This window comes from Kitasatospora sp. NPDC089913, from assembly GCF_044748625.1.
GTDB lineage: Bacteria > Actinomycetota > Actinomycetes > Streptomycetales > Streptomycetaceae > Kitasatospora.
On sequence record NZ_JBIVGI010000013.1, the window covers coordinates 1 to 15502 of the forward strand.

General features: G+C 74.9%; 11 protein-coding genes. 6 read left to right on the forward strand and 5 right to left on the reverse strand.

Annotated elements, in window-relative coordinates:
• Positions 1–165 precede the first annotated feature (165 nt).
• Positions 166–594, forward strand: coding sequence for a hypothetical protein (locus ACIPYS_RS20590; protein WP_400747818.1), 429 nt, complete (start codon positions 166–168; stop codon positions 592–594).
• A gap of 45 nt (positions 595–639) precedes the next feature.
• Here the strand turns inward: ACIPYS_RS20590 and ACIPYS_RS20595 are convergent, their stop codons facing one another.
• On the reverse strand, positions 640–1983 hold the full coding sequence (locus ACIPYS_RS20595; RefSeq protein WP_400747820.1) for a hypothetical protein: 1344 nt from the start codon (positions 1981–1983) through the stop codon (positions 640–642).
• A gap of 188 nt (positions 1984–2171) precedes the next feature.
• Between ACIPYS_RS20595 and ACIPYS_RS20600 the strand changes: the two genes are divergently transcribed.
• Positions 2172–4250 carry a DHA2 family efflux MFS transporter permease subunit gene (locus ACIPYS_RS20600; protein ID WP_400747821.1) on the forward strand — a complete coding sequence of 693 codons (2079 nt, stop codon included), beginning with the start codon at positions 2172–2174 and terminating at the stop codon, positions 4248–4250.
• A gap of 250 nt (positions 4251–4500) precedes the next feature.
• Here the strand turns inward: ACIPYS_RS20600 and ACIPYS_RS20605 are convergent, their stop codons facing one another.
• Complete coding sequence (locus ACIPYS_RS20605; protein ID WP_400747822.1) at positions 4501–6405, reverse strand: FtsX-like permease family protein; 1905 nt, start codon at positions 6403–6405, stop codon at positions 4501–4503.
• Positions 6406–6547: 142 nt separating this feature from the next.
• Between ACIPYS_RS20605 and ACIPYS_RS20610 the strand changes: the two genes are divergently transcribed.
• Entirely contained in the window at positions 6548–7837 is a 1290-nt protein-coding gene (locus ACIPYS_RS20610; protein WP_400747824.1) for a sensor domain-containing protein, read from the forward strand.
• A gap of 11 nt (positions 7838–7848) precedes the next feature.
• On the forward strand, positions 7849–8481 hold the full coding sequence (locus tag ACIPYS_RS20615) for a response regulator (RefSeq protein WP_400748261.1): 633 nt from the start codon (positions 7849–7851) through the stop codon (positions 8479–8481).
• Between the two features lie 68 nt (positions 8482–8549).
• On the opposite strand, the gene ACIPYS_RS20620 is transcribed toward ACIPYS_RS20615, so the two are convergent.
• The gene (locus ACIPYS_RS20620) at positions 8550–8978 is read right to left on the reverse strand and encodes a spore-associated protein (protein WP_400747826.1); all 429 of its coding nucleotides are present in this window, start codon (positions 8976–8978) and stop codon (positions 8550–8552) included.
• 528 nt (positions 8979–9506) lie between these two features.
• On the opposite strand from ACIPYS_RS20620, the gene ACIPYS_RS20625 reads away from it, so the two are divergent.
• Both ACIPYS_RS20625 and ACIPYS_RS20630 read left to right on the forward strand, forming a co-directional pair.
• Complete coding sequence (locus ACIPYS_RS20625; protein ID WP_400747828.1) at positions 9507–10013, forward strand: SigE family RNA polymerase sigma factor; 507 nt, start codon at positions 9507–9509, stop codon at positions 10011–10013.
• 12 nt (positions 10014–10025) lie between these two features.
• The gene (locus ACIPYS_RS20630) at positions 10026–10616 is read left to right on the forward strand and encodes a cellulase (protein ID WP_400747830.1); all 591 of its coding nucleotides are present in this window, start codon (positions 10026–10028) and stop codon (positions 10614–10616) included.
• A 330-nt stretch (positions 10617–10946) separates the two neighbouring features.
• On the opposite strand, the gene lanKC is transcribed toward ACIPYS_RS20630, so the two are convergent.
• Both lanKC and ACIPYS_RS20640 read right to left on the reverse strand, forming a co-directional pair.
• A complete protein-coding gene (gene lanKC, locus ACIPYS_RS20635; RefSeq protein ID WP_400747832.1) occupies positions 10947–13544 on the reverse strand; it encodes a class III lanthionine synthetase LanKC in 2598 nt (865 codons plus the stop codon).
• Between the two features lie 664 nt (positions 13545–14208).
• The gene (locus ACIPYS_RS20640; protein ID WP_400747834.1) at positions 14209–15474 is read right to left on the reverse strand and encodes a S8 family peptidase; all 1266 of its coding nucleotides are present in this window, start codon (positions 15472–15474) and stop codon (positions 14209–14211) included.
• Positions 15475–15502 lie beyond the last annotated feature (28 nt).

Consider the following 15502-nt stretch of genomic DNA (forward strand, 5'->3'; position numbering starts at 1 on the left):
GGGGTTTTGTGGCGGCTACTGTGGGCCCTTTTTTGTGTGTTGGGGGGGTGTTTCGGCTGTTTACGGGGGGGCCCCCCCCCCCCCCCCCGGGGGGGGGGGGGGGGGGGGGGGGGGGGCGCCCCCCCCCACCACCTCCTGCTGCCGATCGTCGAAAGGAATCCCGGAGTGGGTCGCCCGGAGCTTGTGGACGTCATCAGGGAAGTGGCCGGATTCGGTGTCTGGCGGGGAAGCGGGAACATCGACGAGGAGGCGCTGGAGAACATCGAGTACTTCTCCGCCCCGCCCGGAGAGCCGGGCGACGACGACCGGGTGGCGCTGGCCGCTGCGCTGATGGGCACCATGGACGCCTGGCTTCAGGATGCCGCGACCGATGGCACCGGGAGGCCCGGCGTCGTCTATCTGTGGCACGACGATCAGGCGGCGCAGCTGCGGCTGTCCTTCGTCTCGGCCGGGCGGGACGGAATTCCCTTCGGGGTGCAGTTGGTGTTCGTCGATGGGCCGCAGGAGATTCTGAACGACTTCCTGATCGGCGCGCACCGCGCTTCCGGTGCCCCCTTGAAGGTCTTCGCGCGTGAGCTGGCGGCAGCTGCTTGAAGCGCGGTGGTCACGCTCTTTCCGCACCGGCCGCCCCCCACAGCGTCAGGCGTCCGGCAGCCCCGCGTAGGCCCGCATCGCCGGACGGTCCCGAGGAAGGGCCCACGACCTCAGGATCTCCAGGAAGTTGCCCCACTGCCAGGTGGACGCGTCGAGGTCGGCCAGCACCCGGATCAGCCGTTGCTGCCGCTCGTCGAGCGCGGTGAAGGCGGGCAGGGGTGTCGGGCGGGTCGGGAACGCCAGGGACAGCGCCGCCGCGGTGACGGCGAAGGCCGAGATACCCGAGGCCCTGGCGAGCCCGTCGGTCACGGCGTCCAGGGTCTCCCCCGGGTGCGTGGAGGAGAGCTGGGTGAGGGAGAGGGCGGCGTAGCCGCGCAGGTCGCCGTCGTGGAAGTCCAGGAGCGGGGGCCCGGGCTCCGGGGGAGCGGCCTCGGCCGCCGCCAGCTCGGCCAGCACCGCCGCGGTCGGCACGCCGTCGTCCGTCGGGCCGTCGCCCGACGCGCCGTCCAGGGTGCCCAGCCGCGCCAGCGCGACGGCGGCCGCCCAGCGGGGCAGGCGTCCGGCGGCCCCCAGGAACGGCCGCAGCCGGGGGACCAGTCCGGGGCCGCCGAGCAGCCCGGCCGCCACCAGCGCCGAGGCCGTCACGGCGGCCGCCGGCTGCTCGTCGCCGAGGCCCGCCACCCCGCCGGCCCGGTCGACGGCGTCGTCCAGCAGGGCCAGCAGCCGCGGCAACGTGCGGGCGGCCTCCTCGGGGAACCAGGCCAGCAGGTACGCGGTGGTGGCCCGGACCTCGGCGTCCTCGTCCTCCAGCAGCACCGACAGGGCGGGGAGCTCGGCCCGGACGGCGTCGTAGGCGGCCAGCTCGGAGTCCATCGACCCCAGGTGGTCCTCGACGTCGAAGAGCGAGCGCCGGAACTCCCGGACCCGCCGCTCGCCCTCGTCCGGTGCCGCCGCGACCCAGGCGTCCATCTCGGCCAGTACCGCCGCCGGGTCCTGCGCCGCGAACTCGGCCCGCTCGCGACGCGTGCGCGCGATGTCGATGCCGTCCGGCAGGTGCGCCTCGTCGTAGCCGATGGCCAGCGACGCCAGCAGCCGGACCACGTCGGCCCGCCCGTTGCGTATGCTCCGCCCGCTCCGCCCGTCCCGACCGGGATCCGTGGCGAGCCGGGCCAGGAACGGCACGGCCGCCGCCGAGGCGGGGTAGCGGCTGCCCTGGTGGAAGATGTTGCCGTACAGGGCGTGCAGCGCCCGGCGGCGCTCCGTCTCCTCCGGTCCGCCGAGGGCGCGCAGCAGTGCCGGAACGTCGTCCGCGTCGCCGTAGGCGTGCTCCAGGCCCGCCCAGTCGATCGCGTCCAGGCCGGCCAGGGGGTCGGTGGTCTCGCTCGTCATGCCCGGCACTCTGCCACGCCCCACCGACAACGCCCCCGGGAGCACCGACCGGGCTCTGACGGCCCGTCCCCGCCCGACGGAAGAGGATCGTGGGCACCCCGGCGACCAGGCCCCCGCAGCGCCGCTCCGTTCACCCGGACGGCGGAGCCCGATCGCGGTCCCCCCGGGCCTGCGGCGAGGCTGTCGGCATGACCGTCGACACCGAGACCCCGCCGTCCGCCCCGCCGGTGCTGGACGCCCGGCAGCGGAACGTCGTCTTCGCCACCATCGTGCTCGGCATGCTGCTGGCCGCACTGGACCAGACCATCGTCGGCACCGCGCTGCCCACCATCGTGGCGGACCTCGGCGGGGCCGCGCACATGTCCTGGGTGGTCACGTCCTACCTGCTCGCCGAGACGGTGGCCACCGTACTGGCCGGGAAGTTCGGCGACCTCTACGGGCGCAAGCTGCTGTTCCAGGTCTCCGCGATCGTGTTCATCACCGGCTCGTTCTTCTGCGGCCTGGCGACCAACATGACGCTGCTGATCGCCTGGCGCGCCCTGCAGGGCATCGGCGCGGGCGGTCTGATGGTGACCGCGATGGCCCTGATCGCCGACGTGATCCCGCTGCGCGAACGGGGCAAGTACCAGGGCGCCATCGGCGCGGTGTTCGGCGTGGCGACGGTGATCGGACCGCTGCTCGGCGGGCTGTTCACCGACCACCTGTCCTGGCGCTGGGCCTTCTACGTCAACGTGCCGATCGCCGTCGCGGTGGTGATCGCCGCGGCCCGGACCATCCCCGCGGTGCGGGCGGCGGTCCGGCCGGTCGTCGACTACCTCGGCATCGCCCTCGTCGCGATCGGCGCCAGCGCGCTGATCCTGGCGACCAGCTGGGGCGGCAACGAGTACGCCTGGGGCTCGGGTGTGATCGTCGGCCTCTTCCTCGGCGGGGCGGTGGCCCTCGGCCTGTTCTGCTGGGTGGAGACCCGGGCCGTCCAGCCGATGCTGCCGATGCGGCTGTTCCGCAACCCGGTGTTCGCGGTCTGCTCCGTGCTCAGCTTCATCGTCGGCTTCGCGATGCTCGGCGCGCTGACGTTCCTGCCGACCTTCCTGCAGTACGTCGACGGGGACTCCGCGACCGTCTCCGGCGTCCGGATGCTGCCGATGGTGATCGGCCTGCTGCTGGCCTCGGTCGCGAGCGGCAACATCGTCAGCAAGACCGGGAAGTACCGGCTCTTCCCGATCGCCGGGACCCTGGTGATGGCGCTGGGCCTCTACCTGCTGTCGCGCCTGGAACCCGGCACCGGCACCGTGCTCGCCTCCTGCTACATGTTCGTGCTGGGTGTCGGCATCGGGCTGAGCATGCAGGTGCTGACCATCGCGGTGCAGAACACGGTCGACTACGCGGACCTCGGCACCGCGACCTCCGGGGTGACCTTCTTCCGCACCATCGGCAGCTCCTTCGGCACCGCCGTGTTCGGGACGATCTACGCCAACAGTCTCCGGACCGAGCTGGCCGGGGGAGTGGCCGAGTCCGCCGCCTCGACGGGCGCCGACCCGGCGGCGCTCGCCCGGGCGGCCGGGAGTCCGCAGGGCCTGCACGGCCTGCCCGCCGACCAGGCGGCACCGATCGTGCAGGGCTACGCGGACGCCCTGCATACCGTGTTCCTGTGGACGGTGCCGGTGGCGCTGCTCGGGTTCGTCGTCTCGCTGTTCCTCAAGCAGGTGCAGCTGCGGGACACCGCCCGGGCGGGCTCCACGGACCTCGGCGAGGGATTCGCCCAGCCGACCGGCGGCGACTCGGACCAGCTCCTGGAGTCGGCGGTGGGCCGGATCGTGCGCGGAGCCGACCTCGACACGGTCCGTTCGATCGTGGCCGACGCGGACACAAGGGTCGACCTCGCCGGTGCCTGGGCGCTGATGGAGGTCGCCGGCCACACCAAGGCGGTCGGCCGGGCGTCACTGGAGCTGGTCGCCGCCCGCAAGCGGGTCCCGCCCGAGGTCCTGGAGCCGGTGTTCGACCGGATGGCCGACGAGGGTCACCTCACCCGTGACGGCGACCGGCTGGCCCTCACCACCACCGGCACGCACGAGGTGCGCGCGCTCGCCCGCGCCTGGTCCGACTGGCTCAACGCCCGCCTGGAGTCCGACGCCGGACGGCCCCGCAGTCCGCAGCTGCGGACGGCGGCGGAGTCGATCGCCTGGCGGCTGCTGGTCGAGGACCTCGCCAACGGTCTGCCCGCGCACGTCCGGGAGAAGGCCGGGGCGGGGGTGCGGGAGGCTCGCTGAGCGCTCCCGGCGCACCAGGCACATCCAGCACGCCCGGTACGCCCGGCGCACCGGGCGTACCAGGCACACCCGGCACACCTGGCGTACCAGGCACACCTGGGGTACCAGGCACACAGCTGACCCGGGCGAGCGAGCCGTACCCACCCTCGCCCGGGCCCGCTCCACAGCGTCCTGACCGGTACGCCCGGCCGTGTCCGGCCGGGTCCGGCGCGCCGCCCCCGCTCCGTCGTCGGCCCCGCCTGGCCCATTCTCAGCGGGCGGCCACGACCGGGCGGACGCGCAGCGCCCAGGCCGCGGCGGGGGCGGCGCAGAGTGCGGCGAGCAGCAGCGCACCGGCCGTCACCACGCCCACCTCGTGCCAGGGCAGGACGAGCGGGGCGGGCACCCGCAGCACCGCCAGGGCGCCGTACAGGGAGGCGAGCTGGACGGCGGCCGCGGCGCAGCCGAGGACGGCGCCGACCGCCGTCACCAGGACCGACTCGGCGGTCACCAGGCGCACGACCTGGGCGCGGGTGGCCCCGGCGAGGCGGAGCAGGGCGAGTTCGCGGCGCCGGTCGGCGGTGGCCATGAACAGGGTGTTGGCGAGCGCGATGCCGGTGTAGAGCACCGCCAGGCCCAGCACGAGGACGGTGCGCAGCCAGGTGGTCCGCGGCGACGGCCCGGCGGCGAGCCACTGCTCGCGGGTGTGAACGGCGGCGCCGTACGGCAGGGCGGCGGAGCGGACGGCGGCCACCCGGTCGCTGCCGCCGTCCGGGCCGAGCGCGACGTCGACGCGGTCGACCCGGGAGCCCGGGGCGTTGGCGGCGGTCACGTACAGACCGTTGTCGCCGAGCCCGTCCCGCAGCACGGCGGCCACCCGCAGGGTCGTGCGGCTGCCGTCGGCGCGGACCACCGGCACCGGTTCCCCAACCCGGTGGTGGCCCCACTCGGCCGGAAGGACGAGGGACTCGTCGTCGAGTGCGGCCGTCGAGCCGGCCAGCACGGGCAGCCGGGCCAGGGCCGCGAGCCCGGCCGGACCGGTGACCGCGCGGGCCTCGGACCGGACCGTCACGCCGTCCGGTTCGACGAGCGCGAGGGTGGTCGGCGCCGTGGCGCAGAGGGCGCCCACGCCGGGAACGGCCCGCAGCGCGGCGAGCAGCGGGCCCGCGGAGCCGTCGGCCGGGACGACGACCAGGTCGGCGCCGGTCCGGGCCCCCGCCTCGGCGGACCGGGCGGCGCCGACCGCCGCCGGCGCGCCCGCCAGCGACCCGGTCAGCGCCACGGCGACCACCACCGGCGCGGCCACCGCGCCCGTCCGGCGCAGCGCCGCGGCGGCAGCGGCGGGCACCAGGCGGCCGACCGGCCGGGCGGATCCGCCGCCCCGGTGCGGCAGTGCGCGGGCGGCCAGGCGGAGCAACGGCGGGGCGAGGAGCGGCGAGAGCAGGCCGCACGCGCAGATCAGCCACATCGGCCGGGTGGTGAACGTCTTGCGGTGCAGCAGGTCGACGGGGTCGGTGGCGAGCGCGGCGACCGTCAGGGCGAGGAAGGCGAGCAGCAGCCCGAGGCCGGTCAGGAGACGGCCGGCGGTCAACACACCGGTGTCGAGGTCGGCCGTGCGCAGGGCGTCCAGCGGGCCGGTCCGCCCGGCCCGACGGGCCGCGACGGCGACCCCGGCGACGGCGACCAGCAGGCCGGTGGCGAAGGCGGCGGGAAGCGGCCACACGGCGGGGACGAGGGCGAGACCGGGCGGCGCCAGGCCGGCCCCGGACAGCCACCGCAGGAGTGCGGGAGCGGCGAGGTGCCCGAGCGCGCAGCCGCTCGCGCAGGCGACGGCGCCGAGCACCAGCGCCTCGGCGAGCACCGTGCGCCGCACCTGGCCGCGGGTCGCGCCGGCCAGGCGGAGCAGTCCGAGCTCGCGACGGCGCTGGGCGACGGCGTAGGAGTAGGTGGAGGCGACGACGAACGCCGACACGAACGCGCTCACCCCGCCCGCGGTGCCGAGCACGGCGACCAGGGAGACGAGGTCCTCCCCACCGGGCGCGCCGGCCGACGCGGCGGCGAGGCCGAGCAGCACGGCGGCGGTCGTCGCCACCCCGAGGGCCAGGGCGAGAAAGGCGCCGAGCAGGGAGACCGGGCGGGCCTTCAGGGATTTCAGCGCGATCCGCAGCATTCTCATGGCGCCCAGCCAAGCGCCGCCCCCCCGGGGTGGCGCAGCGGGCCTGGGGCCACTTCGCAGGGTGGGGCAGGCCCTACCGACGGGCCGCGCCGCGCCCTCTAGGGTGGGCGGACGCCGGGAGGGCGCGTGGGGGAGGAGAGACGTGACGGACGACAGAGGTCGGTGGGGCGCGGTGACGCGGCCGGGGTTCCTGCGTTCGGCGGCGCCCTGGCGGGCGGCCGGGTACCTCCTGGCGACCGGACTGACCGGGCTGCTGCTCTGCGCCGGGCTGCTGGTGTCGGTGGCGGCCGGCGGCGTGCTGGCGGCCCTGCTGGTCGGGCTGCCGCTGCTGGCCGCCCTGGCCCTGGTCGGGCTGCCCGTCGCGGCCTGGGAACGGCGCCTCGCCCGGTTCCTGCACGGCGCACCGGTACCGGACCCGCACCGCGTCCCCGACCGTCCGGGCCTCGCGGCCTGGCTGCGGCTGCGTTACCGGGAGCGGGCCACCTGGCGCGAGCTCGGCTTCACCGCGCTCGCCGCGTTCGTGCTCTGGCCGCTCGACCTGGCCGTGGCCGTGTGCGCCCTCGCCGTCCCCGGGTACCTGCTGGCGGCCCTCCCGCTGCTGCTCCTGGACGGCGAACAGGTCAACGTCCTCAAGGTCTGGCAGGTCCACTCCCCGTGGGCGGCGGGCCTGTTCGGGCTGGCCGGGCTCGCCCTCGCACCACTGCTGGCGTACCCGGTGGCGCTGCTGGCCGCCGCCCGGGCGGCGCTCGTCCGGGCGCTGCTGGGGCCGGGCGGCCGGGAACACCGGATCGGTGAACTCGTCCGCTCCCGCGCCCGGTTGGTGGACGCCTTCGAGGCCGAGCGGCGCCGGATCGAACGCGATCTGCACGACGGCGCCCAACAGCGCCTGGTCGCCCTGCGGATGACGCTCGGCCTGGCCCGGCTGGACGCGCCGCCGGACGGCCCGCTGGCGGCCCGGCTCGCCGAGGCGCACCGCGAGGCGGGCGACGTGCTCGCCGAACTGCGCGAACTGATCAACGGCATCCATCCGCAGGTGCTCACCGACCGAGGCCTGCCGGAGGCGTGCGCGGACGCCGCCGACCGGTCACCCGTCCCGGCGACCACCCGCTTCGCGTTGCCGGCCCGCCTCCCGGCGCCCGTCGAGTCGGCCGGGTACTTCGCCGTCACCGAGGCGCTCGCCAACGTCGCCAAACACAGCGGGGCGAGCACCACGACCGTCGACGGCCGGTGGGCGCGGGGCCGGTTGACCATCGAGGTGACCGACGACGGCCGCGGCGGCGCCGACCCCGGGCGCGGCACCGGACTGACCGGTCTGGCCGACCGGATGGCGGTCGTGCACGGCACACTGACCGTGAGCAGTCCGCCGGGCGGACCGACCACCGTGAGGGTGGAGATCCCCTGCACCCCGACCGGGACGGGGGCGCGACGATGAGCCTGAGCATCGTGCTCGCCGAGGACGGAGTCCTGCTGCGCGAGGGGCTGATCGGCCTGCTCGCCCGGTTCGGGCACCGGGTGGTGGCGGCCGTCGGCGACGCCCCGGCGCTGCACGCGGCGGTCGAGGAGCACCGGCCGGACCTCGTGCTCACCGACGTCCGGATGCCGCCCGGCCAGAGCGACGAGGGCCTGCGCGCGGCCGTCGCCCTGCGCGAGCGGCACCCCGGCCTGCCGGTCCTGGTGCTCAGCCAGTACGTGCAGCGCTCCTACGCGGCCGAGCTGCTGGACTCCGGGGACGGCTCCGGCGTGGGCTACCTGCTGAAGGACCGGATCGGTCAGGTCGAGGAGTTCGCGGCGGCGGTCGCCCAGGTCGCGGCCGGCGGGACGGTGGTCGACCCGGAGGTGGTCCGCCAATTGCTGCGCCGCCGCCGGGACCCGCTGGAGCGGCTGACCCCGCGCGAGCGGGAGGTGCTGGCACTGATGGCCGAGGGCCGCTCGAACGCGGCGATCTGCCGGGAGCTGGTGGTGTCCGACGCCGCCGTGGGCAAGCACATCGGCAACATCCTGATGAAGCTGGACCTGCCCCCGGCCGCGGAGACGCACCGCCGCGTGCTGGCGGTGCTGGAGTTCCTGCGCGCCTGACCCGGTCGGCGGTCGGCCCGGCGGTCGGCCCGGCGGCCGGGCCGACCGGGATGGCTACGGCGTGGACGTCACTTGCCGCACCAGCCCGGGCCCTTGCCCCACCAGTCGCCGGAGTTGTAGTCCCGGCCGCCGTAGTAGATGCACTGCCCGGGTGCGTAGAGGTAGGCCGTGGCGTAGTAGCTGAGGTTCCGGAACTCCTCCTGCCTCCCGCTGCCGTCGCCGTAGGTCAGGTAGGCACCGGTCAGGGACGGAGTGCCGACCCTGGAGTTCTTGATGGTGGCGACGCAGTTCTTGCCGGTCGCGCTGCTGTAGGTCAGGTAGACCGTCGAGGTGCCACCCGGCAGGTCGAAGGAATCCTTCGTGACGTAACTCGCCCCGCAGGTGCTCTGCGGGGTGTAGGCCGTGACGGCCGCATCGGCGGTCGCGGGGACCGCGAACAGAACAGAACCGGCCGCGACGGCGAGGGCCGCCGTACGCGCGTAATTCCTGCCGAACATTCTGGACTCCTTCGTGCGACTCGTGCTCCTGGAAGCCGACGTGCCAGGCCATGACAACAGTCGACCCGCGCAGTCCACGGTCACTCTGTACACGATGTCCGGAATCGGATCGAGGACGGTCCGATTCCGTCACGGAGTCGTCGGCGAACGGCGGAAGTGGAACCGGAATCGCCCGACCCGGCATTTTCCCGATTCCCGGGAAGCGCCGATGATTTCCGTAATTCCTGCCGCCGTCCGCCGTCCGCCGTCCGTCGCCTGCCGCCTGCCGCCTGCCGTCCGTCGTCCGTCGCCCGTCGGACCCCGGACCTCGTTCGCCCGCGCCGGCCGCATCGGGGCCGGTCGCCCCGCCGGCAGTCCGGTGCCCCCGATGCGTCTAATGTCTCCCTGCGTCTGTTGTGTCGGGTTGGTGTCGAGGTGTGTGCGTGTGCGGGTGTGTGATCCAGCCCACTGGTCCGGGGTGGATAGCGGGTCGGTGGCCGGTGTCTTTCTACAGGTGCAGGCGTTCGGGAGCGGATCGGGAGGTGTTGGATGAGGCAGTCACGGGCGGCGGGTTTCGACGAGTTCGTCGCGGGCCGGTGGTCGGCACTGTTCCATCTCGCGCGTCTGCTCACCGGCGGGGACCGGCACCGGGCCGAGGACCTGCTGCAGGAGGGACTCGTCAAGCTGTGGTCGGCGTGGCCGAGGGTCGCGGACCAGGCGCCGGAGGCGTACCTGCGCCAGGTGCTGGTGCGGGCGGCGGCGCGTTCGGCCCGTCGGCGCTGGTGGGGGGAGCGCCCGACGGAGGAACTGCCCGAGACGCCCGTCGACCAGGATCTGGCGGCGGTCGTGGAGGAGCGCACGCGGCTGGAGAGCGCACTGGCGCTGCTGTCGGCACGCCAGCGGGCCGCGGTGGTGCTGCGCTACTACCAGGACCTGCCGGAGGCGCAGGTCGCGGAGGTGATGGGGTGTCCGGTCGGTACCGTCCGCTCCTTGACCTCGCGCGGGGTGGCGAGGCTGCGGGAGGTCCTGTCCGAGGTCGGCGAGCCGGTGAAGTGAGGGAGGAAACCCATGGATGACTTCGAACAGGAGCTGGCACGGATGATGCGCGACACCCAGGAGCAGGCCTTCTTCGGCCCTGAGCACCACAGGCGCCTGCAGGAGCTGCTGCGCGCGCGACGTCGTACCCGGACCGCGCTGACGGCGGGAGGGACCCTGCTGCTGATCGCGGGGGTGGGGGCGGGGCTGCCCTTCCTGGTGCAGGAGCACAGCACCACGGGCCCGGCCTCCACGCCCACCTCGACCCCCAGCTCCCGTCCGACGGACTTCCCGACGCACTATCCGACGTACGGGCCGTTGGAGTCCCCGACGAACGGCGCCACTCCGGGGGCCTCGCCGGGTGGCACGGGCCTGCCGGCAGGACTGGTCCCGGCGCCGACGTACAACGGCACCCACGTCCCGACATCGACGTCCACGCCGACGTCCACTCCCGCGTCCGTGCCGATGCCGACGTCCACGCCGATGCCCACGCCGACACTTACGCCGACGTCCGCCCCGACCTACGTTCCGGAGGCCACGGCGACCCCCGCCCCGACGAACGTCGCGACTCCGGCCTCCGCCCTGACTCCCGCGGCGGCCCCGACGTCCGCCCGCACCCCGTAGGGCCGGGAGGGAGCCGGGAGGGGCTCTGCCCGGGGCGGGCCCGCCGGTCGCCGGGGCCGCCCGCCCGTGCGTTCCCGGGCCGGCGGCCACGACGCCGATGAAGCATCAACTGCACATCTGCAGCCGGGATTTCATGAGCCCCTCGTCAGCGCCACGCCTCCCCGGCAACTCGAGGCCGGGGCGACGAGCACTTGCGTCCGCACCGTGCGGCAGGTCAGTACGTGTCGTTGTCGATGATCGAGCTGGCGTAGATGCTGAAGCAGGGGAAGGGGTACGCCTCCTCCGTCTCCTCGGTAAGGGCTTCGAGCTGCTGAAGGGCGAGGATCTCGGTCATGGAAGGGTGCCTCCGCTTTCCTGTGGGTGGGTGGGATCCAGGGTGAACCAGTCGTCACCCGGGCCGTGGAGGGCTCGGTGCAGTGCCAGCAGGATCCCGGCGCTGCCGCTGGCCGTGTCGGCGCTGAACCGGAGCGAGCCCGTGCCGAGCCAGCGGACGTCCTCGCCGTGCGGCACGGCGTACTTGAGGAGCCCGGTGGCCAGCCGCAGTGCGTCCCGGCGGTCGGCGTCGTCCTGGGTGTAGTCGGCGTGCGCGGCCAGCAGGTGGACCAGTCCGGCGAAGCCGTCGTGCAGCCCGGCCTGGACCGCGCTGACCTTGCGCACGTCGGCGAGGACGCGGGGCAGAGCGGTGGCGCAGCGCTCGTCCGCGGTGGCGGCGTAGCGCAGCAGGACGGTCCCGATTCCGGCCGACCCGGTGGCCAGGTACGGCATGACGCGCCGGTTCACCGCGTTGTCGGCGAAGGAGAGGGACCCGTCGGGCAGTTCCACCGCGCGGTCCAGCTCCTCGTGGAGCAGTAGGCGTCCGGCCGCCCGGTAGCGCGGTTGCCCTGTCGCGTCGGTGAGGTGGTGGAGGAAGAGCGCGAGCCCGGAGCGGCCGTGGAACAGTCCGCGGGCGTCGTGGGCGCCGAGCGTCGGCCCCAGGTCCGCGCCGAGCGCGAGGATCGCGTCGCCGGCGGCGGCAGCCCGCTCCAGATGACGAGGGTCCCGGGTCTGCCGGTGCAGGGCCAGCCACGCCAGGCCGACCCCGGCCCGCCCGCCGGCCAGCGTGGTCGTGCCGGCCGTCAGCGGATGGCGGTCGGCCGCGCGCAGCAGGTCGACCGCCTCGTCGAGGTGCCCGGTGCGGGCCAGCGTCCGCCCGACGCCGGCCGAGCCGACCGCCAGTCCGGGCGGCAGCGCGTGCGCGGTCGTGAGCGCGTCGTGGCGCAGGCGTTCGCGGACCTCCTCCGGGACCGGGACGCCGGCCCGGAGCAGGGCGTGCACCACGCCCGCCGTCCCGTACGCCAGGCACACCGTGTTGGTGCGGAACGCCTGCGGCGACGGGGGGAAGGCCCAGTCGGGGCGGTCGGTGTCGGCCAGGGCGAGCAGCCCCGAGGCCGTCCGCTCGGCGAGCCGGGTCAGGCATCCCACCGGGTCTGCGTCCACCTCCCCGGGGTCGGGCAGTGCCGACGGTCGGACCGCGCCGGGGCGCCGGAAGGCGGTGGCGCGGCGCCACAGGTCGTCCGGTACCGGCGCCCGCGCCGCCAGGTCGCGCCGCAGCAGGGCGAAGTTGGCCGGCGTCAGCTGCGGCGCGTTGTGGAAGGGCGCCAGCAGGGTGAGCGCGAGGGCCGCCATGCCGTAGCGGTCGGCGAGCAGGGGGTCGTCGGGGTGCTCGGCGGCCACGCCCGGGGGCGGTGCGAAGCCCGGCGTGCCCATCCGGGCGGGCCGGGCGTCCAGCGCGGTCGCGGATTCGAAGTCGACGAGCCTGGCCCCGCCGTCGGGGGTGACGATGACGTTCCCGGGGCTGACGTCGCCGAACCGCAGCCCCAGCGCGTGCAGCCGGTCCAGGGCCGCGTCCAGCGATGCGAGGATCCGGCGGCACTCGGCGTGGTACCGGTCGAAGTCCGCGGCCGGCCGCTCGGCCAGCAGGACGGGCGAGGAGCGGTTGATCCACCGCACCAGCGGGAGTCCGTCGACGTGCTCCATGACGAGGAAGTCGTGTTCCCACTCCGTGAACCGCTCCAGCGGTTCCGGGCACACGCCGGCGGCCGCCGCGTGCACGGCGGTCAGGGTCTCGTACTCCCGGCGCAACCGCTCCCGCGCGCTCGCGCCGTCCCAGGTGTAGCCGTTGTGCGGGCGCGCCTCCTTGATCAGCACCAGCCGCCCGGTGCGGGTCTCGCGCGCCTGGTAGGCGCCACCGGCGTTGCTCGGCTGCAGGACCTTGACGATCTCGTAGTCACGGATGCGGATCGGTCCCCGGTGCGGGGCCGGCTCCCGGTCCACGAAGGGGTCGCCGACACCCTCGGGCAGCACGAAGTACGGCAGCCGAAGGTCCGGCACGTCGTGCCCGTGGCCGTCGGCCACCAGCGGCTGCGCGGTGCCGTCGGGCAGCATCCGGCTGCGGCCGGCGAACGCGCCGTAGCGGTAGTGGACCGTCCGGGAGTCCCGGTAGCGGCGGTCACTGAGCACGTAGGCGCCCTCCTCGCCGTCCAGGGCCTCGGCGAGGAGGACGAGGAGCCGTTCGGCGCCCGCCGTGTCCGGTGGGTACACGGTGCAGAACTTGCCCGCCTGCGAGCGCGCGCCGTGTTTGTGGTGCAGCGCGAGGAAGAAGAAGCGCGCCGACACGTGCTTGAACGCCGCCTCCTGGGCGAAGCAGGTGTCCGCCACCACGTCGAGGACGTGCTGCGCCCGTTCCGGGCGCGCGGACACGTGGATCTTCCAGCCCTGCCCGGCACGGCGTACCCCGGGTCCGCTCCACGCCGTCCAGATGTCCCGCTCGCTCGCGCGCCAGCCGTCGGCGGTCCGGACGGGCGCGAAGCGCGGACCGGGGTCGGCCATCGTGGCGAGCGGCGCGTAGAACTGCTCGTCGGCGAGGGCGTCGGACAGTGCGTCGAACAAGGGGCCTCCTCCACAGGGTCGTTCGCCCGCCCGGGCCGCCGGGCCTGCTCCCTCCCGGTACCCGGCTCCGGTCTCAGCGGATGGGCGGGCCGGGCGCCGCCGTCCGTGGCCGTTAACCGTCCGACGGGCTTCCCGGAGCTGTTCGCACGCGCCGGAACGGCCGCCGCCCCGACACACCGGGATGCTGGACGGGGCGGGTTCGACAGCGGTTCGGCCGCGGTATGGGAACGCTTGTCCGGCGCGGCTCGGCGTCCGGCGCGGCCCGGCGTCCGTCGCGGTCCGGTGTCGGCCGTGGTCCCGTGTCGGCCGTGGCTCCGCGTCGGCCGGCGGTCCCGTCTGCGCGTCGGCAGGGCGGTGGCAACGGCCGTCCGGCGCAGGCCCCGGAGCCGTTCCGAGGAACCGGCCGGGAGGTGGCCGGACCGTGGAGCCACCGCCCGGGCGCGCTCGCCGTCCTCTACGTCGAGCGGACCGAGGCCGCGCGCACCGCGGCCCGTCGAGCGGCCGCCGTCGCGGCGCGGGCCGCCGTCCGCCGTCCGGCCCCGCGCCCGACGTCTGCGCCGGGTGCGACGATCGCGCTCCTGCCAGTCCCGAGGGCCGCGACCGACCTGGCGGCCCGTTCGCGTTCCGACCGGGTAGGTCGCGTCCCCCCGTGCCGGACCGGCCGTCAGAGGCCGCCGAGGTTCAGCAGGCGGTCGGGGGAGCCGGAGGACACGGTGAGGACGTTCTTGGTGGACTGCTCGATGAGCCAGCGCTTGACCTCGTCGGCATTCGCGCCGGGATGCGCCTCCTTGTAGAGGGCAGCGACGGCTGCGACGTGGGGGCTGGCCATCGAGGTGCCGCTCATGGAAACGGATCCGCCACCGAGGCCGGCGGAGCGAATGTCGACGCCGGGGGCCTGGAGGGTCAGGCAGGGGCCGGTGTTGCTGGTGTCGGCCTGGTGGTCGGAGGCGTCGGTGGCGCCGACGGTGACGGCGCGTGCGGCGCTCGCGGGCGAGATGCCGCAGGCGTCGCGGGCGTCGTTGCCGGCCGCAACGACGGGGAGGGTGCCCAGTTGCGCGATCCGGTCGACGGCGCGGTTGAGTGCGGGGGACGCGTCCTCGCCGAAGGAGAGGTTGAGGACCGCCGGTTGCTTCGCCTCGCGGGCCACCCAGTCCAGGCCTGCCAGGCCCTGCGAGGTGGTGCCGTCGCCGCCGCAGTCCAGTACGCGTACCGACACCACGGTGGCCAGGCGGGCGATGCCGTAGGTCTGGCCGGCGACGGTGCCGGCGACGTGGGTGCCGTGGCCGTTGCAGTCCTGGCCGCTCTGTCCGTCGCCGATGGCGTCGAAGCCGGGGACGGCGCGGCCGGGGAAGAACTCGCGGTGGTTGAGGTCGATGCCGGTGTCGGCGACGTAGACGTTGACGTAGGCGCCGCTGCCGTAGACCTTGAAGTAGCCGTCGAGGGGGAGGCGTCGCTGGTCGATGCGGTCCTGGCCCCAGGTCCGGGCGGGGTAGCCGGGAAAGTCCCGCCGGGCGGAGCCGGGGGCGGAAACGGAGCCGGAGGCGGAGGCAGAAGCGGAGGCCGAGGCGAACGTGGAGCCGCCGACCCTGATGACGGCGTCCTGTTCGACGGCCTCGACCCCTGGCAGGGCGCGGACGGACCGCAGTTGAAGGGGGTTCAGCTCGGCGGAGAAGCCGTTGAGCGCGGTGGTGAACGTACGGCCGGCACTGATCCCGGGCACCGCCCTGAGCACGGACGCAGGGTCGATGTTCTCCTGCAAGGTGACGATGTACCGGCCGGGGACGGCGGCGGACACCGTGTGCAGCGGAGCCGGGGCGCTCCGACCCGACGTTCCCGGCCGGGCGACCACGGCCCCGGCGTCGGCCGGAACGCCGAGAAGCGTGGCGAACAGCAGCAGTGCGATCCAGAAGCGGCGGAGGGACGAGTGCAAGACGGGCTCCTGTCGGACGGGACGATCC

Bases quoted from the DNA above. Each gene is read 5' to 3' on its own strand.
- ACIPYS_RS20595 (WP_400747820.1), bottom strand. From the start codon at position 1,983: ATGACGAGCGAGACCACCGACCCCCTGGCCGGCCTGGACGCGATCGAC.
- ACIPYS_RS20600 (WP_400747821.1), top strand. From the start codon at position 2,172: ATGACCGTCGACACCGAGACCCCGCCGTCCGCCCCGCCGGTGCTGGAC.
- ACIPYS_RS20605 (WP_400747822.1), bottom strand. From the start codon at position 6,405: ATGAGAATGCTGCGGATCGCGCTGAAATCCCTGAAGGCCCGCCCGGTC.
- ACIPYS_RS20620 (WP_400747826.1), bottom strand. From the start codon at position 8,978: ATGTTCGGCAGGAATTACGCGCGTACGGCGGCCCTCGCCGTCGCGGCC.
- ACIPYS_RS20625 (WP_400747828.1), top strand. From the start codon at position 9,507: ATGAGGCAGTCACGGGCGGCGGGTTTCGACGAGTTCGTCGCGGGCCGG.
- ACIPYS_RS20630 (WP_400747830.1), top strand. From the start codon at position 10,026: ATGGATGACTTCGAACAGGAGCTGGCACGGATGATGCGCGACACCCAG.